Origin of the sequence: Aliidongia dinghuensis, assembly GCF_014643535.1 — a bacterium.
In the GTDB taxonomy this organism is placed as follows: domain Bacteria; phylum Pseudomonadota; class Alphaproteobacteria; order ATCC43930; family CGMCC-115725; genus Aliidongia; species Aliidongia dinghuensis.
Map to the genome: position 1 here is coordinate 221,503 of NZ_BMJQ01000005.1, position 22,402 is coordinate 243,904.

Genomic DNA, 22,402 nt, shown 5'->3' on the forward strand with positions numbered 1-22,402 from the left:
AAAAATTTTTATAGCCGCATCAGTTTATCTCGTACCCTGAAGGCCGCCGGTGCTTCGGAAACTGTCTCCATGCCCGATGTTGAGCGTGTCTTTCGGTTCGGCCCCTTTTGTCTCAGGCCCGATCGTCGAATCCTGACGTGCCGGGAGGAGGCCGTCGCGATCGGCGGGCGGCCGTTCGACCTGCTGGTGGCGCTCGTCGAGCGGCGCGACCGTGTCGTCGCCAAGGACGAGCTCAAGGCGGTCGTGTGGCCCGAGGCGGCCATCGTCGAGGACCATACGCTGGTCGTGACGCTGGCCTCGGTGCGCAAGGCGCTCGGTGCTGCCGGCGGTACCGCGAAATTCGTCGGCACAGTCACGGGGCGCGGCTATCGCTTCCTGGCGCCGGTCGCGATCGAACATGGCGCTGCAGACGCGGCATCTGTGAATGAGGTGCTGGCGGAAGAGGGGCCTGCGCAACGACTGCCGGTCCCGCCGGACCGGCTCGTCGGCCGGGAGGCCGATCTCGCGACGCTGCTCGCCCGTTTGCCCGAGGCGCGGCTGGTGACGCTCTGGGGCGCCGGCGGCATCGGCAAGACGCGCCTTGCCGTGGCCCTCGCGGCGGAAGCCGCCCGGCACTATCCCGACGGTGTCTGGTTCGTCGAACTGGCGCCGTTGCGCGATCCTCGTCTCGTGGTCGAGACGATCGCCGCCATGCTCGGCCTGCCGATCCAGGGGCCGCGCCCCGCGCTCGAGACGGTTACGACCTTCCTCCGCCCGAAGCGGCTGCTGCTGGTGCTCGACAGCTGCGAGCATCTGATCGACGAGAGCGCCCGCTTCGCCGAGGCGATCGCGCGGCATTGCCCGGAGGTGGCGATTCTAGCGACGAGCCGGGAACGGCTGTCGATCGCCGGGGAGTGGGTCTATCGGGTGCCGCCGCTCACGACGCCCGCCCTCGGCCAGGCGGCCACGGCCGCAGATGCGCTCCGGTTCGGTGCCGTGCGCCTGTTCGCCGAGCGGGCGGATGCCGCCCTCGGCGGCTTCGCGCTCGATGACGACAGCGTGGGCGCCGTGGGTGAGATCTGCCGGCGGCTCGACGGCCTGGCGCTCGCGATCGAGCTCGCCGCCGCCGGCCTCGAGCTGTTGACGCCGGCCGCTCTGCTCGCCCATCTCGATGCCCGCCTCGGGCTTCTAGGCGCGGGCGGCCGCAAGGCGCCGTCGCGCCACCAGACGCTGCGCTCGACGATCGACTGGAGCTACGACCTGCTGACGGAACCTGAGCGCGCGCTGCTGCGGCGCCTCTCGGTCTTCGCCGGCAGCTTCACGGTCGCCTCGGCCCGGGCGGTGGCGCTGGATGACGCGGGCGACATGCCCGACGCGATCGCGCCCATGCTGGCGCTCGTCGACAAGTCACTGGTCGCGCCTGTGCCGGCCGTCGGCGACCGGCGGTTCCGGCTGCTGGAATCGATGCAGGCCTATGGCGCCGAGAAGCTGGCACCGGCGGAGCGACGCCAATGCCTGCGCAGCTTGGCGCTTTACCTTGTGCGCTTCTACGAAGAGGGCGAGCGGCTGTGGCCGACCACGCCGACCGAGGCCTGGCTCGGCGCTTACGAGCCGGAGCTGGAAAACCTGCGCGCGGCGCTGGACTGGGCGTTCGGCCCGGACGGCGACGCGGCCCTCGGCCAGAGGCTCGTCGGCCATGCCCAGGAGCTCTGGGCCGAGCTGTCGCTGCTGGCCGAGCGACAGCGCTGGCTGGCACGGGCCGAGGCGCAGGCCGACGGTTCGACACCGCCCGCCGTCCTGGGCCGGCTCCGGCTCGCGGCCGGCCGCAACGCGCACCCCGGCGATCCACGTTTCCTCGAGGCGACGCTCGAGGCGCTCGAGATCTTTCGGCGGATCGACGATCGGCTCCATGTCGCGGCGGCGACGGACCAGGCGGGCCGGCTCATGATGAAGCCCGGCGATACCGCGAAGGCGGAGCCGTACCTCCGCGACGGGCTGGTCCTGCTGCGCGGCTTCGGGCCGACGAAGCTCCTGACGTCGGCGCTCTACAGTGCGGTCAGCATGTGCTGGTATGCGGACGACATGGCCGGCGTGCGGCGGCATCTGGACGAGATCGACCGCATCGCGCCCGGCGTCGGCGACACGCGGATGCTGCAGGCCGCCACCATGATGCTGGCTGAGCTCGATTTCGCCGCGGGCCGGCGGCACGAGGCGATCGCGCGCGCCCGAGCAGCGGCGGCGGCCTGGCACGGCGCCGGCCATGCGAACGGCCTCGCCAACATCCAGCGCAATCTCGCGGGCTATCTGGTCGCGATCGGCGACGCCGCTGGCGGGCGGGCGGCGGCGCGGGCGGCGCTGGCGCTCACGCCGGCGCTGGGCAAGAGCCTGAGCACGGCCTTCGCCATCCAGCACCTGGCGCTCGCGGAGGCGATCGACGGTCGGGCCGTCCGGGCCGCCCGTCTCGCCGGCTATAGTGACGGCTATTTCCGGGCGCAGCGCCGGACGCGGGAAAGCATCGAGCAGGCGCTGTGGGACGACCTCTCGGCCCGGCTCGAAGCGGCGCTGCCGCCGGCCCGGCTCGCGGATCTGCTGGCCGAGGGCGCCGCCTGGAACGAGGAGCAGGTGGTGACTGTTGCCCTTGGGACCGTTGCCCTCGAGTCGGCCGTGGGCGTCGGCGTGGGCGAAGATCGCCTGCGGCAGCACGGGTGAGGGGCAGACCCGCTAAATACTCGCGGGTCACGGCCCCAATCCCGCCATATTGGGCTGTTAATCACGCCGGATGCTACTGGTGCTAGCCACCACATGTGGTATCTACCACCGATAACTCTGCATTAGTTTGGGTCGATCTCCCGATGGCTGGCCATTCCCAATTTAAGAACATCATGCACCGCAAGGGTGCGCAGGACGCCAAGCGCGCGAAGGTCTTCACCAAGATCATCCGCGAATTGACCGTCGCAGCGCGCTCGGGCTTGCCGGATCCGGCGGCGAATCCGCGCCTGCGCGCCGCGGTGATCGCGGCGCGCGGCGCCAACATGCCGAAGGATACGGTGGATCGCGCGATCAAGCGCGGCGCCGGCGGTGAAGATGGCACCAATTACGAAGAGGTGCGCTACGAGGGCTACGGGCCGGGCGGCGTCGCCCTCATCGTCGAGGCGCTGACCGACAACCGGAACCGCACTGCGAGCGACGTGCGCACCGCTTTCAACAAGGCGGGCGGCGCCTTGGGCGAGACCAACAGCGTCAGCTTCATGTTCCAGCGCCTGGGCCAGGTGACCTATCCGGCCGACACCGCGTCGGCCGACGCCATGCTCGAGGCCGCGATCGAGGCCGGCGCCGACGATGTCGAGAGCGGCGAGGAGGAGCATGCGGTCGTCTGCGCGCCCGACGATCTCTCGGCCGTGCGCGATGCGCTCGAGGCCAAGTTCGGCGCCGCTTCATCGGCGAAGCTTGTCTGGCGGCCGGCCACGACCGCGCCGGTCGGCGACGAGGACGTGGCGCAGTCGCTGTTGAAGCTGATCGACGTGCTGGACGACAATGACGACGTCCAGACCGTGTACGCCAATTTCGACATCCCCGACGAGCTGATGGCGAAGCTCGAGGGCTGACGGGGCGAGGATGACCGCCGGACCGACCACGCGCCGCCTGATCGGCCTTGATCCCGGGCTCCGCCGCACCGGCTGGGGCATCGTGGACATGGCCGGTCAGCACCTGCGCTTCGTCGCCTCCGGCGTGGTCGAGACCGACGACACGCGGGACATGGCGGCGCGCCTGGTCGAGCTGCTTTCGGGCTTGAACGGCGTGCTTGACCAATGGACGCCGGACGAGGCGGCGGTCGAGGAGACCTTCGTCAACAAGAACCCGGCTTCGACCCTGAAGCTCGGCCAGGCGCGCGGCGTCGTCATGCTGGCGCCGGCGCTGAGGGGCCTGCCCGTCGCCGAATATGCGCCGAACCTCATCAAGAAGACGGTGGTCGGCGCCGGCCATGCCGACAAGGCGCAGATCCAGATGATGGTGCGCCGCCTGCTGCCCGGCTCGGCCGAGACCCAGGCCGACGCGGCCGACGCGCTCGCCGTCGCGATCTGCCACGCGCATCACGCCCAGACCCGTCGGCTGTTGGCGCCGGCGCTCCTTGCCGCGGCGGGCCGGTGATGATCGTCCGGCTGACCGGCCTCGTCGACGACGTCGGGCTCGATGGCGTGCTCATCGACGTCCAGGGTGTCGGATATCAGGTGATGGTGTCGACGCGCACCCGGGCGGCGCTGCCCGCGCGCGGCGAGACCGCGTCGCTGCTGACCGAGCTGCAGGTGCGCGAGGATCATTGGAGCCTGTTCGGCTTCATCGACCGGGCCGAGCGCGACTGGTTCCGCACGCTCACGACGGTGCAGGGCGTCGGCGGCAAGGTGGCACTCGCCATCCTGTCCGTGCTGGCGCCCGACCAGCTCGCCCGCGCGATCCTGGCCCAGGACAAGGCCTCGCTCGCCCGCGCCGACGGCGTCGGGCCGAAGCTCGCGGCGCGGCTCGCGACCGAGCTCAAGGACAAGGCGGCAGCGCACGGCATGGCGCCTGCGGCGCCCACGGGCACGGTGATCTCCGTCCCGCCGGCCGTAGCCGATCTCGTCGGTCCGGCCGAGGATGCGGTCTCCGCCCTCGTCAATCTCGGCTACCGCCGACCCGAGGCGCTGGGGGCCGTCGCGACGGCGCAGCGCAAGCTCGGTGACGGTGCCGCCTTGGGCGAGCTCATCCGCGCCGGCTTGAAGGAGATCGCGTCGTGAGCGACCAGGACCGCATCGTCGCTGCCGAGCGCGGGGCGGCCGACCGGCCGGAGGTCGCGATGCGGCCGCTGTCGCTCGACGATTTCGTCGGTCAACGCCAAGTGCGCGAGAACCTGCGCGTGTTCATCGCCGCGGCCAAGGCGCGCGGCGAGGCGCTGGATCACGTGCTGTTCCACGGGCCGCCGGGCCTGGGCAAGACGACCTTGGCGCAGATCGTCGCGGCCGAGATGGGCGCCGGCTTCCGGGCGACCTCCGGCCCGATCATCCAGCGCGCCGGCGACTTGGCGGCACTCCTGACCAATCTGCAGCCGCACGACGTGCTGTTCATCGACGAGATCCACCGGATGCAGCCGGCGGTCGAGGAAGTGCTCTATCCGGCGATGGAGGATTTCCAGCTCGACCTCATCATCGGCGAGGGGCCGGCCGCGCGCTCGATCCGCATCGACCTGCCGCCCTTCACGCTGGTCGGCGCCACGACCCGCTCGGGCCGCATCACCCGGCCGCTCCGTGAACGGTTCGGCATTCCGCTCCGGCTGCAGTTCTACGAGCCGGACGAGCTCGAGCGCATCATCCAGCGCGGCGCCCGCCTGCTCACGATGGATCTCGCACCCGACGGTGCTGCCGAGATCGCGCGCCGCGCCCGCGGCACGCCGCGTGTCGCCGGGCGGCTGCTGCGCCGGGTGCGCGACTTCGCCGCCGTCGCGGGCCTCGCCACGGTAGACGCCAAGGCGGCCGACAACGCACTGACCCGGCTCGAGGTCGACCGTTCCGGGCTCGACGCCATGGACCGACGCTACATCCAGGCGATCGCCGAGCATTACTCGGGCGGCCCGGTCGGCGTCGACACGATGGCGGCCGTGCTGTCGGAGCAGCGCGACGTGATCGAGGACGTGATCGAGCCCTATCTCATCCAGCAGGGCTTCCTGCAGCGCACGCCACGCGGCCGGTTGCTGACCGACAAGGCGTTCGGCCATGTGGGCCTGGCCGTGGTGCGCCCGCCGGAGCTGCAGCTCGATCTGCTGACCGCCGCTGCCGACGAGGAGGCCGAGGTTTGACTCTGGTCCCGATGACCCTGGCCCCGACCAGCGGCGCGATCGACGAGGGCGTCCATCGCTTTCCGATCCGGGTCTATTACGAGGACACGGACGCGGGCGGCATCGTCTATCACGCGAACTACCTGCGCTTCGCCGAGCGCGCGCGCTCGGAATGCCTGCGCCTCGTCGGCTGGCAGCATGACCGCATGCTGGCCGAGACCGGCCTCGGCTGGGTCGTGCGCCGGGCCGAGATCGACTTCCGCCGGCCGGCCCGGCTCGACGATGCGCTCATGGTCGAAACCCAGTTGGCCGACCTCAAGGGCGCGCGCATGACCGCGCGCCAGACCATCCTCAAGGACGACGATCCGCTGGTCGTCCTTGATCTCGAACTGGTGCTATTGACGCCCAGCGGGCGTCCCGGCCGCATCCCGGCGTCGCTCAGCGACGCCCTCCGCCCCTTTCTCGTCACGCAACCGCTGAAGTGAGCGTCCCCGAGCCATGCAAGCCGTCGACACCGTGAATCTTGGCAGCGCCGCCGCCCCGACCCTCTCGATGATCTCCCTGTTCCTGCAGGCGGATCTGATCGTGAAGGGCGTGATGGTGCTGCTCCTCGCCGCCTCGTTCTGGAGCTGGGCGATCATCTTCGACAAGGTGCTGAAGGTGAAGCGCCTGCTGCGCGCCGCCGATGCCTTCGAGGAGAGCTTCTGGTCCGGCGGCTCGATCGAGGATCTCTACGACCGTATCGGCTCGCGGCCGGTCGACCCGATGTCGGCGACCTTCGCCGCTGCCATGCTCGAATGGCGCCGCTCGGCCGCCAAGGGCTTGGTCGTGGCCGGTGCGTTGCAGGCGAGCCTCAAGGAACGGCTCGAGAAGGCGATGAACGTCACGGTCGGGCGCGAGCTCGAGCGGGCGGAACGCTACATGGCCTTCCTCGCGACGGTCGGCTCGACCGCCCCCTTCGTGGGATTGTTCGGCACGGTCTGGGGCATCATGAACTCGTTCGAATCGATCGCCGCCAGCAAGAACACGAGCCTCGCGGTTGTGGCGCCGGGCATCGCCGAGGCGCTGTTCACGACGGCCCTGGGCCTGATCGCGGCCATCCCGGCGGTCGTGGGCTACAACAAGCTCACGACCGACCTCGGCCGCTACGGCAACCGGCTCGACAATTTCGCCTCCGAGTTCAGCGCGATCCTGTCACGCCAGCTCGAAGAGAAGGCATGAGGCGATGGCCGGTGGATTGATGAACGGCGGCGGCCGCAGCCGCCACAGCCGCCTGAACCGCCGTCCCATGGCCGACATCAACGTGACGCCGATGGTCGACGTCATGCTGGTGCTCCTGATCGTGTTCATGGTGGCGGCCCCGCTCCTCACGGTGGGCGTGCCGGTCGACCTGCCCAAGACCCAGGCGCCGGCCATCAACGAGCAGAAGGAGCCGCTCGTCGTCACGGTCAACGGCCAGGGCCAGATCTATGTCCAGGAGACGCCGATCGAGGCTGACGCATTGCTGCCGAAGCTGCAGGCGATCACCGAGAACAATCAGGACGCCACGATCTATGTGCGCGGCGACAAGGCGATCAACTACGGCCGGGTGATGGAAGTGATGGGGCTGATCGCCTCCGCCGGCTATACCAAGGTCTCGCTGATCGCCGAATTGCCCCAATCGGGCGGCAAGGCGCCTGCAAAGAAGCCATGATTCCGTTGTGACATGAGGGTCTCTTTCGGCGTTCTCGCGATGATGGACCTTGAATTTTCGATCCTCCGGCAAGTCTCGGGCGGCCGTGGCACGGCGCTCCCGCGCGGGGTGCGCCCGTGAGCCGGTTCGAGATGCGCGAGGGGATGGCCTTTTCCGCCGTGCTGCACACGGCGATCGTCCTGGTCATCCTGCTGGGCCTGCCCGACTTCCTGAAGAAGGAGCCGCCGCCGGAGGAGACGCCGATCGCGGTGCAGCTCGTCAATCTCGCCGACGTGACGCGCGCGACCCAGCGCAACCCGAAGCCGGTCGAGCAGGCGAAGCTCGACACGCCGCCGCCGGTGCCGGCGGTCAAGCCTGAGCCGAAGCCGGACGTGCTGACCCCGCCGCCGCCATCCCCGCCGCCATCGGCGCAATCGGCGCCGCCGTCGCCGCCGCCACCGCCCACGCCGGAACCGCCGAAGCCGTCACCTCCGCCGCCGCCACCGCCGCCGGCGCCCGCCCCGCTGCCGAAGCCGCCCGAGCCTAAGCCAGAACCGCCGAAACCGGAACCGCCCAAGCCCGAGCCCCCAAAGCCCGAGCCGCCGAAGCCGCAGCCGAAGCCCACGCCGCCGAAGCCGGAGAAGACGAAGCAGGATCTGCAGTTCGCCGACCTCTTGAAGAACCTCGCGGCCAAGGCGACGGCGCAGGAGAAGCAGGACACGCCGCCGAAGCCGCAGCAGAAACAGGTTGCGACCGCGCCCGCCTCCGCCCAGCCGAACGCGCCCTTGGGCTCGCAGCTGACGACGGCGGAGAAGGACTTGATCATCGCGCAGATCGAACAATGCTGGAACCCACCTGCGGGTGCCAAAGATGCCAAGAACCTGATCATCACACTGCGCGTTCAGCTTTCGTCAGACGGTACGCCACAGTCTGTCCAGATCGTAGATCAGGCGCGCGCGGACAGCGACGGGTTCTTCCGGGCCGCGGCTGAGAGCGCGAGGCGAGCGGTTCAACGCTGCTCGCCGCTCAAGGTGCCGCCCGACAAATTCGAGCAGTGGAAGAATATGACCCTCAATTTCGATCCAAGGGACCTCCTATGAAGCCAGATTTCCGGCGCGTCCGGTTCAGCGGGCTCTGCGCGATCGTGCTCGGCCTCCTTTGTTTTGCCCCCGATGCGCGGGCGGATCTGACGCTCGATATCACCAGGGCCAATCCGCAGCCGATGCCGATTGCGATCCCGGCCTTCCAGGGGCAGGGCGGCGACGGCCAGGTCGGCGCCCAGGTCACGCAGGTCGTCTCGGCCGATCTCGAGCGTTCGGGCCTGTTCAAGCCGCTCGATCCGCGCGCTTTCATCCAGGACCCGGCAGCGCTCGTCCCGGTGCCGCGCTTCGCCGACTGGAAGCTGATCAACGCCCAGGCGCTCGTCTCGGGTCAGGTCACCGCCCAGCCGGACGGTCATCTAAAGATCGATTTCCGTCTGTGGGATGTGCTCGCCGGGATCCAGTTGATCGGCTTCAGCTACAACACGACCGCGACCAACTGGCGCGAGATTGCCCACATCATTTCGGACCAGATCTACAAGCGCATCACCGGTGAAGACGGCTATTTCAATACGCGCATCGTCTATGTTTCCGAGAGCGGCCCGCCGCAGCGCCGGGTCAAGCGGCTCTCGATCATGGACCAGGACGGCTTCAACAACAAAGCGCTGACCGACGGCCGCGCGCTGGTGCTGACGCCGCGCTTCTCGCCGGCGCCCGGCGCGCAGGAGATCACCTATCTCTCCTATGCCCAGGGCGTGCCGCAGGTGTTCCTGTTCAATATCGACACGCGCCAGCAGGAAGTTCTGGGCCAGTTCCCGGGCATGACGTTCGCCCCGCGTTTCTCGCCTGACGGGAACAAGGTGATCTTCAGCCTGTCGGGCGGCGCCAATTCCCAGATCTACACGCAGGACCTGCGCACGCGCAAAGTGACGCAGATCACCTCCAGCGCCGCGATCGACACCGGGCCCTGCTACTCGCCGGACGGCACGCAGATCGCGTTCGAATCCGACCGCGGCGGCACGCAGCAGATCTATGTCATGAACGCGGACGGCAGCAACCAGCACCGGATCAGCTTCAGTTCCGGGCGCTACGCCACCCCGGTATGGTCGCCGCGCGGTGATCTCATCGCCTTCACGAAGCAGGAGGGTGGCAATTTTTCGATTGGTGTCATGCAACCTGACGGGCAGCGCGAGCGTATACTGTCCAACGGCTTTCTGGTTGAAGGACCGACCTGGGCACCCAACGGTCGCGTGCTGATGTATTTCAAGCAAACGCCTTCGGATGCCTCAGGTCGCGGCGATTCTACGCGTCTTTATTCGATCGATCTGACTGGCTCCAATGAACGTGAGGTTGTGACGCCCCAAGACGGCTCCGATCCCGCCTGGTCGCCACTACTTCAGTGAGAACCCCTTGATCGGATGGGGAAACGTCGGTATATTCCGGCCGTTTTCACCAACCGTTCTCGCGCGCGGTGGGTGGCGGCTTTTGCGCCGCAGTACGAGGCTGCCACCCGGTAGGTCCCGACTTCTCCCGAATCTGGTTACGCTGAAGGAACACAAAAATGCGGATTCAAATCCTCGGCCTGATGGCCGCCATGACCGTCCTCGCCGCCTGCGACACGACGCCGACCAACACCGGCGCCGGCACGGGTGCCACGACTGCGGCCCCGCAGCCGCAGCCGGCGGTTTCGCTGGCCGACGAGCTGAAGACCCAGGTTGGTGACCGGGTCCTGTTCGCGTTCGACAAGTCGGACATCTCGCCGGAGGCGAAGGCGATCCTGACCCGTCAGTCGGCGTTCATGCAGAAGTATCCGTCGGCGACCTTCACGATCGAAGGCCATTGCGACGAGCGCGGCACGCGTGAGTACAACCTGGCCCTCGGCGAGCGTCGCGCGACCTCGGCCAAGAACGCCCTCGTTGCCCTCGGCGTTGCGGCCGGCCGCCTGCAGACCATCAGCTACGGCAAGGAGCGTCCGGCCGTCGTTGGTCACAACGAGGCTGCCTGGGCCCAGAACCGTCGCGCTGTGACGGTTGTGAACTAACACGCGAGGAGCGACGGCCTGATCCGGGCGGCGCCGACTGGGCTGCCGTCTGGACCGGCAAAAAGATGGGGCGTCGGGAACGGCTCGCAAGAGCAGGGTCCCGGCGCCCTTTTTTTGCCCGATTCGGGGGCAATAGATGATGCTTGCCCGAACGGGTCCCGACGATGGGCGCCGGGACTGGGCTGTGGCCAAAATCAAACGGTCTTCGCCGTCTGGTGGCCATTCGCGACGCTTGGCCCTTTCGACCGTTGACGGAAGGGGGGCATGCCGACATGAACTATTGATCGGCCTCGGCGTCCGTACCTGTAGCGGGATCTTCATGCACAAGTTCTGTTCTGGTCTTGCCGCTATTCTCCTGGGTCTTGCGGCCATGTCGGCCGCCGGGCCGGCTTCGGCGCAGGACCGCTCCGTAAACGACCGGCTCGACCGGCTGGAGCGCGATCTGAACCAGGTCCAACGGCAGCTCTACCGCAACGAAGTGCCGGCCACCGGTGCCGCTGGCGTGGCACCGAGCGGCGACAGCGGCAACACCGCGCTCAATGCCGATATCCGCATGGACCAGCTCGAGCAGCAGATGCGCACGCTGACCGGCCAGCTCGAAGAGGTGCAGTTCGGCATCTCGGAGCTGAAGAACCGGCTCGACAAGCAGCAGCAGGACGACGAGCAGCGTTTCCAGGCGCTCGAGCATCCGGACGGCGGCGGGGCGGCGAAGCCGGCGCAGCAGACCGCGGCCAACCCGCCGGTCTCGGCGGCGCCGGGCAAGCCCGGCTCGCCAGGCGGTGCCGGCAACATGGATGCGGCGCCCAGCACCGGCGGTTTCCTCACGTCGCCGGGCGCCGGTGGCGGCGGCAATGCCGGCGCACCGGCGGTGCCTGGCAAGGCCAGCGTCGCGCTGCCAAACGGCTCGGCGACCGAGCAGTATAACTACGCCTTCGGCCTGCTGCGCAGCCAGGACTACCCGGCGGCCGAGGCGGCGTTCTCGCAGTTCGTGACCAAGCACCCGCAAGACGAACTGGCTGGTAACGCGCAATATTGGCTGGGCGAGACCTATTTCGTACGCAACGACTACAACTCCGCCGCGGCCGCCTTCGCCAAGGGCTATCAGCTCTACCCGAAGAGTCCCAAGGCGCAGGACAACCTGCTGAAGCTCGGCATCTCGCTCGGCAACATCGGGCGCAAGCAGGACGCCTGCTTCGCCTTCGCCAAGCTCGAGCGCGACTTCCCGAACATCGCCCCGACCAACAAGGAACGGGCGACGCGCGAAAAGCAGCGGTTGGGCTGCTGAGCCCATGACGGGGAGCGGCCCGGCCGATCGCCCACCCCGTCGTTCCGCCCCCGCACGCTCCGCGCGCCGCCCGGCGCCGCGCGGCTCGTCCGATACCGTCCGCCAGACGCCGCTCGATGATCCGGAATTCGCCGCCGCCATGGCTGCGATCGGGCCGTTCGAGCCCTGCCCGGAACTGGCGGTCGCCGTCTCCGGCGGCGCCGACTCCTTGGCGCTCGCACTGCTTGCCGACCGCTGGGCTCGGGCGCGCAGCGGGCGGATCGTGGCGCTCACCGTCGACCATCGGCTGCGCCCGGAATCGGCGGGGGAGGCGGCCCAGGTCGGCGCCTGGCTCGGCGAGCGCGGTATCCGGCACGAGATCCTGGTCTGGCAAGGGCCCTATCCGATCCACGATTTGCAGGCGGCGGCGCGCGCCGCCCGCTATCACCTGCTCGGCGACTGGTGCCGCCGCGCCGGGTTTTTGCACCTCCTGACTGCGCATCACCAGGACGACCAGGCCGAAACGCTGATCCTGCGCCTCGGCCGCGGCAGCGGGCTCGCCGGTCTCTCCGGCATGGCGCCCATCGTCGAGGACGGGCATTACCGCCTGCTGCGCCCGCTGCTGGCGCTGCCGGCGACCCGGCTCAAGGTGACCTTGGCAGGGTTCAACCAGGGCTGGATCGAGGATCCGAGCAACCGCAACCCGGCCTTCGCCCGGGTTCGCGTCCGAGCACAGACGCCGCTCTTTGCGGAGGCCGGGCTCACGCCGCGGCGGCTGGCCGAGACGAGCCGGCATCTGGCGCGCGCGCGCGCGGTGCTGGAGCAACTGGTCGAAGAGGCGCTCGTCGCCGGCGTCAGCCTGCATCCGGCCGGCTTTGCGCTGGTTGATCCCGCCCCGCTCGCGCGGGCGCCGGCGGAGATCGGGCTGCGTGCGCTCGCGGCGGTGATCGCGACGATCAGCGGCGAGGATTATCCGCCGCGCTTCGAGCGGCTGGAGCGCGTGGCGGAGGCGCTTTTCGCCGGTTTGCCCGGGAGTGTGGCAGGGGACGGATCCGGCAATGCTCTGGGCGGCGGCCGGACGCTCGGCGGCTGCCGGATCCTGCCCTGGCGCGGCCGTGTCCTGGTGCTGCGCGAGCTCGCGGCCGTGGCGCCGGCCGTCGATCTGCCAGACGTCGGTGCACCTAGCGTCGATGCACCAAGCGTCGATGTATCGGCGGGGCCCCTGCAAGAGACGGGCGGAAACATTTCCTGGGATCACCGCTTCGTGATCGAACGCCGACCGGGTGGTGACTGGCACGGTATTCGCGTCGGTGCCCTGGGTAGCGATGCGGCAGCACGTATGCGCGGGATTGTCGAAGCGCCGGGGACACCCTATCTGCCATCCAGCGTGCGGCCATCCTTGCCCGCTTTCTGGCGGGAAGGTACTCTCATGGGCGTCCCCCATCTCGGTTGGATGCGCGCGGGTGCCGATATCGGCGCCGCAATTCGGTTTCGGCCGACGCGGTCGTTGACAGGCAGCGGTTTTACCGTTGTTTAGCCAACGGCGCGCCTTATGTGATTTCGAAGAGGGGCCGGTTGATCGGCCCGCTTCGAGTGGGTGCCAGCAGGTGGTATGTTACCGTGGCGTGGGTATGGACGTCGACGGACGGAACGAAAGGCCTCGACCGTGAACAATTTCGGGAAGAATCTGGCGCTCTGGATCATTATCGCGCTGCTGCTGGTGGCGCTGTTCAACCTGTTCCAGAGCTCTTCCAGCCGCGGTCCGCAGACCAGCATCGCCTATTCTGAGTTCCTGAACGACGTGAACCGGGGCCAGGTCTCCGACGTCACGATCCAGGGTGCGACGGTCAACGGCCACTACACTGACGGCCGGGCGTTCTCGACCTATACGCCGAACGATCCGCAGCTGGTCAGCCGCCTGACCGACAAGAATGTCCGTATCACGGCGGCGCCGCTCGAGGACAACGTGCCCTCGCTGTTCGGCATCCTCATCAACTGGTTCCCGATGCTGCTCCTGATCGGCGTCTGGATCTTCTTCATGCGCCAGATGCAGGGCGGCGGCGGCCGGGCCATGGGCTTCGGCAAGTCGCGCGCGCGCCTTCTGACCGAGAAGGTCGGCCGCATCACGTTCGACGACGTCGCCGGCGTCGACGAGGCGAAGCAGGACCTGGAAGAGATCGTCGAGTACCTGAAGGACCCGCAGAAGTTCCAACGCCTGGGCGGCAAGATCCCCAAGGGCTGCCTGCTCGTCGGCCCGCCCGGTACCGGTAAGACGCTCTTGGCGCGCGCCATCGCCGGCGAGGCGAACGTGCCGTTCTTCACCATCTCGGGCTCGGACTTCGTCGAAATGTTCGTCGGCGTCGGCGCATCCCGCGTCCGCGACATGTTCGAGCAGGGCAAGAAGAACGCCCCCTGCATCATCTTCATCGATGAGATCGACGCGGTCGGCCGCCATCGCGGCGCCGGCCTCGGCGGCGGCAACGACGAGCGCGAGCAGACGCTGAACCAGCTGCTGGTCGAGATGGACGGGTTCGAGGCGAACGAGGGTGTCATCCTGATCGCCGCCACCAACCGTCCGGATGTGCTCGACCCGGCGCTGCTGCGCCCCGGCCGCTTCGACCGCCAGGTCGTGGTGCCGAACCCGGACGTGCTCGGCCGCGAGAAGATCCTCAAGGTCCATATGCGCAAGGTGCCGCTCGCGGCCGATGTCGAGGCCAAGGTGGTCGCGCGCGGCACGCCCGGCTTCTCCGGCGCCGATCTTGCCAACCTCGTGAACGAGGCGGCGCTGATGGCGGCGCGCAAGGGCAAGCGCTCGGTCTCCATGCTCGAGTTCGAACAGGCCAAGGACAAGGTCATGCTGGGCGCGGAACGCCGCTCCATGGTCATGACCGACAAGGAGAAGGAGCTGACCGCCTATCACGAGGCCGGTCACGCGCTGGTCGCCCTCTACCAGCCGGTCCACCATCCGCTGCACAAGGTCACGATCATCCCGCGCGGCCGGGCGCTGGGCGTCACCTGGTACCTGCCGGAACGCGACCAGCTCTCGCAGTCGCTGAAGGAGCTCGAAGGCCGCATAGCCTCCACCTTCGGCGGACGCGTCGCCGAGGAGATCATCTTCGGGCCCGAAAACGTGACGACCGGTGCCGCGAGCGACATCCATGTGGCGACCCAGACCGCACGCCGGATGGTCACCGAATGGGGCATGTCCGAGAAGCTCGGCCGCATCCGCTACAGCGAGAACGAGGAGGAAGTGTTCCTCGGCCATTCCGTGACCCAGCGCAAGAATGTCTCGGACGCCACGGCAAAGCTGATCGACGAGGAGATCCGCCGAATCATCGAGACCGGCGAGGAGGAAGCGCGCCGGGTGCTGACCGAGCATATCGACGAGCTGCATGCGCTCGCCCGTGCGCTGCTCGAGTACGAGACCCTGTCCGGCGACGAGTGCCGCAAGATCATTGCGGGCGGCCAGATCGAGCGTGACGCGGCCGAGGCCGACGAGACGCGCCCGACGCCGCGCCGCTCGTCGATCCCGCCGGCCGGCGGCCGCAAGGACAAGCCGGTGGGCGGTCTCGAGCCCGAGCCGCAGCCGAATACCTGACGATGACGGCCGATCCGATCGGCCGTCCCGAACCGCGAGGCCCCGCCGCAAGACGGGGCCTCGATTCGTTCGGGGGCCTTCCGCCTGCCGCCCTCTACCTCTGCCCGGACGGGTTCGTCGCCGGCACGGCCGCCCGAGAGGCGGTCGAGGCCGGCCTTGCCTGGCGCATCGCCCGCGGCTGGGCAGCTGCGACGCTCGTCCGGGTTTCCGCCCGCCGACGGGGCGGCGGCGTCAACACGCTGATCGTTTCGGTCCAGGAATTATCGGCTTGGCTTGCCGAGAACGACGGTCCGGCAGCGACCCGGCTGCGACTGCTGGCCGATCGGTTGCGGGCGCCGCGCCCGGCCTGGGCCGGCCTCGCGCTCGAGCGGCCGCATGTCATGGGCATCGTCAATGTGACGCCCGACAGTTTCTCCGACGGCGGCGAGCATGCCGGCACCGCGGCGGCGATCGCCCATGGGCTGGCGCTCAGGGCCGCAGGTGCTGCGATCCTCGATGTCGGCGGCGAATCGACCCGGCCCGGTGCGGCCGACGTCCCGGCCGAAGCTGAGATCGAACGGGTCGTGCCGGTCATCCGCGGCCTCGTGGCCGAGGGCGCGCTCGTCTCCGTCGACACGCGGCGAGCGCCGGTCATGGCGGCAGCGCTCAAGGCGGGCGCCGTCATCCTGAACGACATCGAGGCGCTGCAGCAGCCCGGAACCTTGGCGCTTGCTGCCGATGCGGGGGCCCCCGTGGCACTCATGCACATGCAGGGCGAGCCTCGCACGATGCAGTCCGATCCGCACTACGACGTGGCGGCCCTCGACGTGTTCGACTGGCTCGAAGCGCGGGTTGAGGCGACGATCGCCGCAGGGCTGCCGCGCGACCGCATCCTGGTCGATCCGGGCATCGGCTTCGGCAAGTCGCTCGCCCATAACCTCGAGCTGCTGTCGGCGCTCGGGCTCGCGCACACGCTCGGTACCGGCATCCTCCTGGGCGTGTCACGCAAGAGCTTCATCGGCAAGATTGACGGTACGACGGATCCGAAGCGTCGGCTGGGCGGTTCGCTTGCCGCCGCGCTGGACGGATGGGCGCGAGGCGCTCAGATTGTGCGCGTGCACGACGTGGCCGAGACAGCACAGGCCCTGGCTGTCGCGAACGCGATTGCCGAGGCGGCGTGCTAGGGGCGCCGAGGCGCGGTATCATAGTCTGAGCGTAAAGGTGGCGGCGCATGCCGGGGGAAGGTTTGGGATGACACGGAAACTTTTCGGCACCGACGGCATTCGGGGCACGGCCAACACGGCGCCCATGACCGCCGACGTCGCGCTCAAGGTCGCGGTCGCCACGGCACGGCATTTCCGGCGCGGCACCCATCGTCATCTGGTTGTGATCGGCAAGGACACGCGGCTCTCCGGCTACATGCTGGAACCCGCTCTGACCGCCGGCTTCATCTCGATGGGCATGGACTGCGTGCTGGTTGGCCCGATCCCGACGCCGGCCATCGCCATGCTGACCCGCTCGCTCAGGGCAGACCTGGGCGTCATGATCTCGGCCTCGCATAACCCTTACGAGGACAACGGCATCAAGCTGTTCGGTCCCGACGGCCACAAGCTGTCGGACGAGATCGAGGCCGCGATCGAGGCGTCCGTCGCGGCCGGGGCGGACCATGACCTGGCGCCGCCGGCCCAGCTTGGCCGGGCTCGGCGGCTCGAGGACGCCGGCGGCCGCTATATCGAGTGGGTCAAGAACACGCTGCCGCGCGGCATGCGGCTCGACGGCATCCGCATCGTCGTCGATTGCGCCCATGGCGCCGCCTACAAGGTGGCGCCGAGCGTGCTCTACGAGCTGGGCGCCGAGGTCATCCCGCTCGGCGTGTCGCCCGACGGCTTCAACATCAACCGCGAATCGGGTGCCATGGCGACGGGTGCCATGCAGAAGGCCGTGATCGAGCACAAGGCCGACATCGGCCTGGCGCTCGACGGTGATGCCGACAGGCTGCTGGTCGCCGACGAGACCGGGGCACTGCTCGACGGCGACCAGTTGATGGGCCTGATCGCGAGCCGCGCCCACCGTGCCGGCACCCTCCGGGGCGGCGGTCTGGTCGCGACCGTCATGTCCAATCTCGGGCTCGAGCGCTATCTGGGCGGGCTCGGCCTGACCCTCGCGCGCACCGCGGTCGGTGACCGCTACGTGTTCGAGCACATGCGCGACAACGGCTTCAACGTCGGCGGCGAACAGTCCGGCCACATCATCCTGAGCGACTATGCGACGACCGGCGACGGGATCCTGGCCGCCCTGCAGGTGCTGGCGGCGATGATCGAGGCGCACGGTCCGCTGAGCCAGGTCGGCCGGATCTTCACGCCGTTGCCGCAGCGCTTGAAGAACGTGCGCTTCGCCGCCGGGACCGAGCCGCTCAAGCTGGCCAAGGTCAAGGACGCGGTCCAGGAGGCGGAGGCGAGGCTCAACGGCACCGGCCGCCTCCTGCTCCGCAAGTCCGGGACCGAGCCGGTTATCCGCGTGATGGCCGAGGCCGAGGACGAGGCGCTGGTCGCCGCCGTGGTCGATGACCTGTCGGCCGTGATCGCCGCTGTTGCCGGTGCGCCGGCCGCGACGGGCCAAGGCAAGCATTGACCCAACCGCCCCGCATCCTGCCCCCGCGCGTCCTGATCGTCGCCGGCTCGGATTCCGGCGGCGGTGCCGGCCTGCAGGCCGATCTCAAGACCGTGCTGGCCTTGGGCGGCTACGGCATGACCGCCGTGACGGCGCTGACGGCGCAGAATACCGAGGGTGTGCACGCGGTGCTGCCGGTGCCGGCCGATTTCGTGCGCCGGCAGATGCGCGTGGTGCTCGACGACCTGGGCGCCGACGCGATCAAGACCGGCATGCTCAAGGATGCCGACATCATCGCCGCGGTAGCGGCCGAGCTGCCGGACGGCGTGCCGCTCGTGGTCGACCCGGTGATGATCGCCAAGGGCGGGGCAGCGCTGCTCGACCTCACGGCGATCGACGCCCTGAAGCGGCTGCTCTTGCCGCGCACCACGGTGCTGACGCCGAACCTGCCGGAGGCGGAGGCGCTGCTCGGCACCGCAATCGGCGATCTCGACGCGATGAAGCGCGCGGCCGAAGCGCTGCTCGGCCTCGGCCCGGCGGCGGTCCTGCTCAAGGGCGGGCATCTGCCGGGCGAGACGGTGCATGATGTGCTCGTCGACCGGTCGGGGGTCGAGGTATTTTCGGCGCCGCGCATCGACTCTCGCCATACGCATGGCACCGGCTGCACGCTCGCCTCGGCGCTGGCGACCGGCCTTGGCGCCGGGTGTCCGCTCGCCGACGCGGTCCGCCGGGCGCGCGACTATGTCCGCGCCGCAATCCGCACGGCACCGGGCTTCGGCCGCGGCCATGGGCCGCTTGGCCATGGTCATACCGTCGGCCCCTTCTAGCGCGGGATGGTATTCGGTTTGGCTACGGTGCCGCCGCCGCTCTTCTATCACCCTCTTTGCCCCATTGGGGCAGAGCGGGTCGGGGAGAGGCGGGGAGCGCGGCGCTGCCCACCTCATCCTAGATCCTTCTCCCCCCTGAAGGGCGGAGAAGGACTTATCCGAAGCATTCGGGGAAAGACATGATGCGAACCGGCCTGCGCTGGCTCTGGCTCACGGTCCTGGTCGTGGTGCTCGACCAGGTATCGAAGCTCCTGCTGATCGAGCAGCTGCAGCCGTTCCAGCCGGTGCGGGTGCTGCCGTCGCTCAATTTCCTGCTGACCTACAACACCGGCGTGTCGTTCAGCTTCCTGCAGCTGCCGGGCGGTTGGCAGCGCTGGCCGCTCGCGATCTTCGCCATCGTGATCGCGGCCGTGCTCATCGGCTGGCTCGCCCGCATCCCGGCGGCGCGCCGGCTGCTGGGGGCTGCGGTCGCGATCATCCTGGGCGGTGCCGTCGGCAACCTGATCGACCGCATCCTGCGCGGCCAGGTGACCGACTTCATCCAGTTCTATGTCGGGGATTGGTCGTTCGCCATTTTCAACATCGCCGACGCGGCGATCACGGTCGGTGTGGCGCTGATCCTGCTCGACAATCTCCTGGGCGGCGACGGCCGGTCGCGCCAGAGCGCCTGAACAGAACGCCTGACCGGCCGCGCCTTCAGCGAGGCAGGACTGCTTAGTGGGCGATCTCGTGGCCGATGATCGCGCCGCCTACGGCGCCGCCGATCGTGGCCGCGGTCTTGCCGCTGCCCTTGCCGAACTGGTTGCCGGCATAGGCGCCGGCACCGGCGCCTACTGTTTCCGCACAGGCGCCGAGCGCTAGCGGGGCGAGGATGATCGTCGCCAGCGCCAGGCGCTTCCACACCAGGCGCGTTCGTAGGCGCGTTCGTCGGTCGTCGAAATTCTGCATGACGTTCTCCTTTCGCGGCAATCCCGTCATTAAGAAATAACAGGCAGGCTGCGAAGGCGGTTCCGACCGGCCGGGGGTCTGTTCCCCGGCACCGGGGTCAGACGACCGACATCAGCGGGTCGGGCTCGGCGTCGCGCAGCTTGCCGAGCGTGTTGAGCGCGTCTTCGAGCACGCCCAGGTCGGCGACCGTGCCGAGGCAGACGCGGACGCCGTTCACGGGCGCGATGCGGCCGACGGTGAAGGTGTTGGCGCCGCTCACCGCGATGCCGAGCCGCCGCGCCTCGGTCACGAACTCGCTGGCGCGCCAGCGCTCCTCGAGCGGCAGCCATATGTGATAGGCGTTGGGATGGCCCATGACGTCGGGGCCGAGGATGCGCCGGGCCAGGACCTGGCGCCGGGCTGCCTCGCGCCGCTTCGTCACGGCGAGCCGTTCGCAAATGCCGCTCTCGATCCAGCGGGTCGCGATCTCGACCATCAGCGGCGGCACCATCCAGATCGTCGAGCGCACGGCGAGGGCGAGCCGGTCGATGCGGTCGGCCGGCGCCAGGATATAGCCCATGCGCAGGCCGGGGGCGGCGCTCTTCGACAGGCTGTTGACGAGAAACGTCCGCTCCGGCGCCAGCGCCGAGAATGGCGTCGGCCGGTCGATCAGGAAGCCGTAGACGTCGTCCTCGACGATCAGCACGTCGTGCCGGCGCGCGATCTCGACAATTGCCCGGCGCCGGTCGTCCGGCAGCACGCCGCCCAGCGGATTGTTGATGTTCGGCGTCAGATACAGCAACCGGATCGGCCATTGCCGGCAGGCCGCGGCGAAGGCGTCGGGCAGGACGCCGTGCTCGTCGACCGCAATGCCTTCGAGCCGGACCTGGCGCAGTTGGCACGCCGCCTTCAGGCCCGGATAGGTCATCGCCTCGGTCGCGACCACGTCGCCGGGATTGGCGAAGGCGCCGAGGATCGTCGACAGGCAATGCTGGCCGCCGGCCGTCACCAGCACCCGTTCCGGCACGGCCGGCGCCCCGGAGAGTGCCAGCCAGGCGGCCCCGGCAGCGCGGGCCGGCGGCAGGCCGGTGTGATTCTGGTACTGCAGCAGCTCGCCCAGATCCGGGCCGCTCGCGATCGCGCGCAGCGTCTCGGCGAACAGCACCGTCTCCTCGCCCGGCATGGGGTGGTTCTGCGCCAGGTTCAGCAGGGTCGGTGGGTTTGGTCCGCGCTCCGGCGGCTGGGCTGTCGGCACCGGCGGCTCGGCGCCGCGGATGAAGGTGCCGCGCCCGACTTCGCCGGCGATCAATCCGCGCCGCTCGGCCTCGGCATAGGCGCGCGTCACCGTGCCGACGGTGACCTTGAGGTGCCAGGCGAGGTCGCGGTGGGTCGGCAGCCGGTCGCCCGGCCGGAGCCGTCCTTCGCGCATGTCATGGGCCAGCGCCTCGGCAATGGCGCGATAGCGGGGCCCGGTGAACCGGGCGAGGTCGGGTTGCCACATTGTCATGATGACAATATTCGGTTTGACCGAATGCTCCTGTCAATGTCTCTATTTGATGAATACAATATGTCGTCATCTCATGCCAATGGAGATGAGTGTATGGATACAATTCTGTTGCGCGCCCGGCCGCCGGCTGGCGCTTCTGCATCGGGCCGGCCGCGGCACGGCCTCTTTGTCATGATCGCGGCCGCGGTCGAACGGGCTCGGACGCGCCGCCAGTTGCGGCTGCTGCTGACCGACCCGCATGCTCTCGACGATTTGGGGTTGAGCCCGGACCAGGTCGAATCCGAAGTTGTAAAGCCGTTCTGGCGCTAAAGGGGGGAAGCGATGACCACGGAACTCTCGATCTACCAGGTCGACGCGTTTACCGACGCGGTGTTCGGCGGCAATCCGGCGGCGGTTGTCCCGCTCAGGGACTGGCTGCCGGATGTGCTGCTGCAGAAGATCGCGGCCGAGAACAATCTGTCCGAGACCGCTTTCCTGGTGCCGGAGCGCGATGTCTATCACCTGCGCTGGTTCACGCCGAAGATCGAGGTCGATCTCTGTGGCCACGCGACGCTCGCCTCGGCGCAGGTCGTGTTCGAGATGCTGCATCCCGGCCGGCGCAACGTCACGTTCCTGACCCGCCGGGCCGGACCCTTGACCGTGAACCTCACGGGCGACCGGCTCACCATGGATTTCCCGGCACGCCCGGCCGAACGCGTGGCGGCGCCCACGGGCCTCGCGGCGGCCCTCGGCGCCGAGCCGGCCGAGGTCTGGGCCGCGGGCAAGCTGATGGTCGTATTCGAGACCGAAGGCGCGGTGAAGGCGCTCGAGCCCGACTTCCGCAAGGTCGCGGCACTCGATTGCCTGGGCGTCATCGCAACGGCGCCCGGCAACGACGGCATCGATTTCGTCTCGCGCTATTTCGCGCCCCACGCCGGCATCGACGAGGATCCGGTCACGGGCTCTGCCCATTGCGTGCTGGTCCCCTATTGGTCGCGCCGTCTCGGCAAGACCCGGCTCGATGCGCGGCAGATCTCGGCGCGCGGCGGCCGGCTCTGGTGCGAAGACCGCGGCGAACGGGTTAGTCTCGCCGGCCGCGCCGTGCTGTATCTTGAAGGACGGATCTTCGTTCCGTCGCATCATGGCGACGTCTAAGTCGCCTCGTCCCAACCG

General features: G+C 69.0%; 22 protein-coding genes. 20 read left to right on the forward strand and 2 right to left on the reverse strand.

Translation table 11 applies throughout. The features are described 5' to 3' along the window. Positions 1-69 precede the first annotated feature (69 nt). From IEY58_RS11545 to lspA, 18 genes are all read left to right on the forward strand, one after another. Positions 70-2,688, forward strand: a complete 2,619-nt coding sequence (locus IEY58_RS11545) for an ATP-binding protein (protein WP_189045778.1) — start codon at positions 70-72, stop codon at positions 2,686-2,688. Between the two features lie 143 nt (positions 2,689-2,831). After that, on the forward strand, positions 2,832-3,584 hold the full coding sequence (locus IEY58_RS11550) for a YebC/PmpR family DNA-binding transcriptional regulator (RefSeq protein ID WP_189045779.1): 753 nt from the start codon (positions 2,832-2,834) through the stop codon (positions 3,582-3,584). A 10-nt stretch (positions 3,585-3,594) separates the two neighbouring features. Beyond that, positions 3,595-4,128: a crossover junction endodeoxyribonuclease RuvC gene (gene ruvC, locus IEY58_RS11555; RefSeq protein WP_189045781.1), complete on the forward strand. Its 534-nt coding sequence runs from the start codon at positions 3,595-3,597 to the stop codon at positions 4,126-4,128. Further along, complete coding sequence (gene ruvA / locus IEY58_RS11560) at positions 4,128-4,751, forward strand: Holliday junction branch migration protein RuvA (RefSeq protein ID WP_189045783.1); 624 nt, start codon at positions 4,128-4,130, stop codon at positions 4,749-4,751. Before ruvC ends, ruvA begins: the two co-directional genes overlap by 1 nt. A gap of 59 nt (positions 4,752-4,810) precedes the next feature. Beyond that, on the forward strand, positions 4,811-5,806 hold the full coding sequence (gene ruvB / locus IEY58_RS11565) for a Holliday junction branch migration DNA helicase RuvB (RefSeq protein WP_189046105.1): 996 nt from the start codon (positions 4,811-4,813) through the stop codon (positions 5,804-5,806). Next, positions 5,803-6,270: a tol-pal system-associated acyl-CoA thioesterase gene (gene ybgC / locus IEY58_RS11570; protein ID WP_229743659.1), complete on the forward strand. Its 468-nt coding sequence runs from the start codon at positions 5,803-5,805 to the stop codon at positions 6,268-6,270. The genes ruvB and ybgC overlap by 4 nt, the downstream gene beginning before the upstream one ends. A gap of 13 nt (positions 6,271-6,283) precedes the next feature. Next, complete coding sequence (gene tolQ, locus IEY58_RS11575) at positions 6,284-7,006, forward strand: protein TolQ (protein ID WP_189045785.1); 723 nt, start codon at positions 6,284-6,286, stop codon at positions 7,004-7,006. 4 nt (positions 7,007-7,010) lie between these two features. Next, positions 7,011-7,478, forward strand: coding sequence for a protein TolR (gene tolR, locus IEY58_RS11580; RefSeq protein ID WP_189045787.1), 468 nt, complete (start codon positions 7,011-7,013; stop codon positions 7,476-7,478). A gap of 116 nt (positions 7,479-7,594) precedes the next feature. Then, on the forward strand, positions 7,595-8,557 hold the full coding sequence (locus tag IEY58_RS11585; protein ID WP_229743660.1) for an energy transducer TonB: 963 nt from the start codon (positions 7,595-7,597) through the stop codon (positions 8,555-8,557). Then, the gene (gene tolB / locus IEY58_RS11590; protein ID WP_189045789.1) at positions 8,554-9,900 is read left to right on the forward strand and encodes a Tol-Pal system beta propeller repeat protein TolB; all 1,347 of its coding nucleotides are present in this window, start codon (positions 8,554-8,556) and stop codon (positions 9,898-9,900) included. Before IEY58_RS11585 ends, tolB begins: the two co-directional genes overlap by 4 nt. Positions 9,901-10,058: 158 nt before the next feature. Then, positions 10,059-10,538, forward strand: coding sequence for a peptidoglycan-associated lipoprotein Pal (pal, locus tag IEY58_RS11595; protein WP_189045791.1), 480 nt, complete (start codon positions 10,059-10,061; stop codon positions 10,536-10,538). Between the two features lie 319 nt (positions 10,539-10,857). Then, the gene (ybgF, locus tag IEY58_RS11600; RefSeq protein ID WP_189045793.1) at positions 10,858-11,823 is read left to right on the forward strand and encodes a tol-pal system protein YbgF; all 966 of its coding nucleotides are present in this window, start codon (positions 10,858-10,860) and stop codon (positions 11,821-11,823) included. A gap of 139 nt (positions 11,824-11,962) precedes the next feature. Continuing rightward, positions 11,963-13,339 (forward strand): tRNA lysidine(34) synthetase TilS, encoded by a 1,377-nt coding sequence (gene tilS, locus IEY58_RS11605; RefSeq protein ID WP_189045795.1) that lies wholly within the window; start codon positions 11,963-11,965, stop codon positions 13,337-13,339. A 129-nt stretch (positions 13,340-13,468) separates the two neighbouring features. After that, complete coding sequence (gene ftsH / locus IEY58_RS11610; protein ID WP_229743661.1) at positions 13,469-15,400, forward strand: ATP-dependent zinc metalloprotease FtsH; 1,932 nt, start codon at positions 13,469-13,471, stop codon at positions 15,398-15,400. A gap of 2 nt (positions 15,401-15,402) precedes the next feature. Beyond that, positions 15,403-16,563: a dihydropteroate synthase gene (gene folP, locus IEY58_RS11615; protein ID WP_189045799.1), complete on the forward strand. Its 1,161-nt coding sequence runs from the start codon at positions 15,403-15,405 to the stop codon at positions 16,561-16,563. Between the two features lie 67 nt (positions 16,564-16,630). Continuing rightward, a complete protein-coding gene (glmM, locus tag IEY58_RS11620) occupies positions 16,631-18,010 on the forward strand; it encodes a phosphoglucosamine mutase (RefSeq protein WP_189045801.1) in 1,380 nt (459 codons plus the stop codon). Beyond that, entirely contained in the window at positions 18,007-18,816 is an 810-nt protein-coding gene (thiD, locus tag IEY58_RS11625) for a bifunctional hydroxymethylpyrimidine kinase/phosphomethylpyrimidine kinase (protein WP_456057520.1), read from the forward strand. Before glmM ends, thiD begins: the two co-directional genes overlap by 4 nt. 179 nt (positions 18,817-18,995) lie before the next feature. Then, on the forward strand, positions 18,996-19,487 hold the full coding sequence (gene lspA / locus IEY58_RS11630; protein ID WP_229743662.1) for a signal peptidase II: 492 nt from the start codon (positions 18,996-18,998) through the stop codon (positions 19,485-19,487). A 43-nt stretch (positions 19,488-19,530) separates the two neighbouring features. Here the strand turns inward: lspA and IEY58_RS11635 are convergent, their stop codons facing one another. Beyond that, complete coding sequence (locus tag IEY58_RS11635) at positions 19,531-19,764, reverse strand: glycine zipper 2TM domain-containing protein (protein ID WP_229743663.1); 234 nt, start codon at positions 19,762-19,764, stop codon at positions 19,531-19,533. A 97-nt stretch (positions 19,765-19,861) separates the two neighbouring features. Continuing rightward, positions 19,862-21,250, reverse strand: a complete 1,389-nt coding sequence (locus IEY58_RS11640; RefSeq protein ID WP_189045805.1) for an aminotransferase-like domain-containing protein — start codon at positions 21,248-21,250, stop codon at positions 19,862-19,864. Between the two features lie 93 nt (positions 21,251-21,343). Here IEY58_RS11640 and IEY58_RS11645 point away from each other — a divergent pair, with 93 nt between their 5' ends. Then, on the forward strand, positions 21,344-21,559 hold the full coding sequence (locus tag IEY58_RS11645; RefSeq protein WP_189046128.1) for a DUF1127 domain-containing protein: 216 nt from the start codon (positions 21,344-21,346) through the stop codon (positions 21,557-21,559). 12 nt (positions 21,560-21,571) lie between these two features. Beyond that, complete coding sequence (locus IEY58_RS11650) at positions 21,572-22,384, forward strand: PhzF family phenazine biosynthesis protein (protein WP_189045807.1); 813 nt, start codon at positions 21,572-21,574, stop codon at positions 22,382-22,384. Positions 22,385-22,402 lie beyond the last annotated feature (18 nt).

Bases quoted from the DNA above. Each gene is read 5' to 3' on its own strand.
- ybgF (WP_189045793.1), top strand. From the start codon at position 10,858: ATGCACAAGTTCTGTTCTGGTCTTGCCGCTATTCTCCTGGGTCTTGCG.
- IEY58_RS11635 (WP_229743663.1), bottom strand. From the start codon at position 19,764: ATGCAGAATTTCGACGACCGACGAACGCGCCTACGAACGCGCCTGGTG.
- ruvA (WP_189045783.1), top strand. From the start codon at position 4,128: ATGATCGTCCGGCTGACCGGCCTCGTCGACGACGTCGGGCTCGATGGC.
- tolB (WP_189045789.1), top strand. From the start codon at position 8,554: ATGAAGCCAGATTTCCGGCGCGTCCGGTTCAGCGGGCTCTGCGCGATC.
- ruvB (WP_189046105.1), top strand. From the start codon at position 4,811: ATGCGGCCGCTGTCGCTCGACGATTTCGTCGGTCAACGCCAAGTGCGC.
- tolQ (WP_189045785.1), top strand. From the start codon at position 6,284: ATGCAAGCCGTCGACACCGTGAATCTTGGCAGCGCCGCCGCCCCGACC.
- tolR (WP_189045787.1), top strand. From the start codon at position 7,011: ATGGCCGGTGGATTGATGAACGGCGGCGGCCGCAGCCGCCACAGCCGC.
- pal (WP_189045791.1), top strand. From the start codon at position 10,059: ATGCGGATTCAAATCCTCGGCCTGATGGCCGCCATGACCGTCCTCGCC.
- ruvC (WP_189045781.1), top strand. From the start codon at position 3,595: ATGACCGCCGGACCGACCACGCGCCGCCTGATCGGCCTTGATCCCGGG.
- IEY58_RS11640 (WP_189045805.1), bottom strand. From the start codon at position 21,250: ATGACAATGTGGCAACCCGACCTCGCCCGGTTCACCGGGCCCCGCTAT.
- folP (WP_189045799.1), top strand. From the start codon at position 15,403: ATGACGGCCGATCCGATCGGCCGTCCCGAACCGCGAGGCCCCGCCGCA.
- IEY58_RS11550 (WP_189045779.1), top strand. From the start codon at position 2,832: ATGGCTGGCCATTCCCAATTTAAGAACATCATGCACCGCAAGGGTGCG.
- glmM (WP_189045801.1), top strand. From the start codon at position 16,631: ATGACACGGAAACTTTTCGGCACCGACGGCATTCGGGGCACGGCCAAC.
- IEY58_RS11645 (WP_189046128.1), top strand. From the start codon at position 21,344: ATGGATACAATTCTGTTGCGCGCCCGGCCGCCGGCTGGCGCTTCTGCA.
- tilS (WP_189045795.1), top strand. From the start codon at position 11,963: ATGGCTGCGATCGGGCCGTTCGAGCCCTGCCCGGAACTGGCGGTCGCC.
- IEY58_RS11545 (WP_189045778.1), top strand. From the start codon at position 70: ATGCCCGATGTTGAGCGTGTCTTTCGGTTCGGCCCCTTTTGTCTCAGG.
- lspA (WP_229743662.1), top strand. From the start codon at position 18,996: ATGATGCGAACCGGCCTGCGCTGGCTCTGGCTCACGGTCCTGGTCGTG.
- IEY58_RS11650 (WP_189045807.1), top strand. From the start codon at position 21,572: ATGACCACGGAACTCTCGATCTACCAGGTCGACGCGTTTACCGACGCG.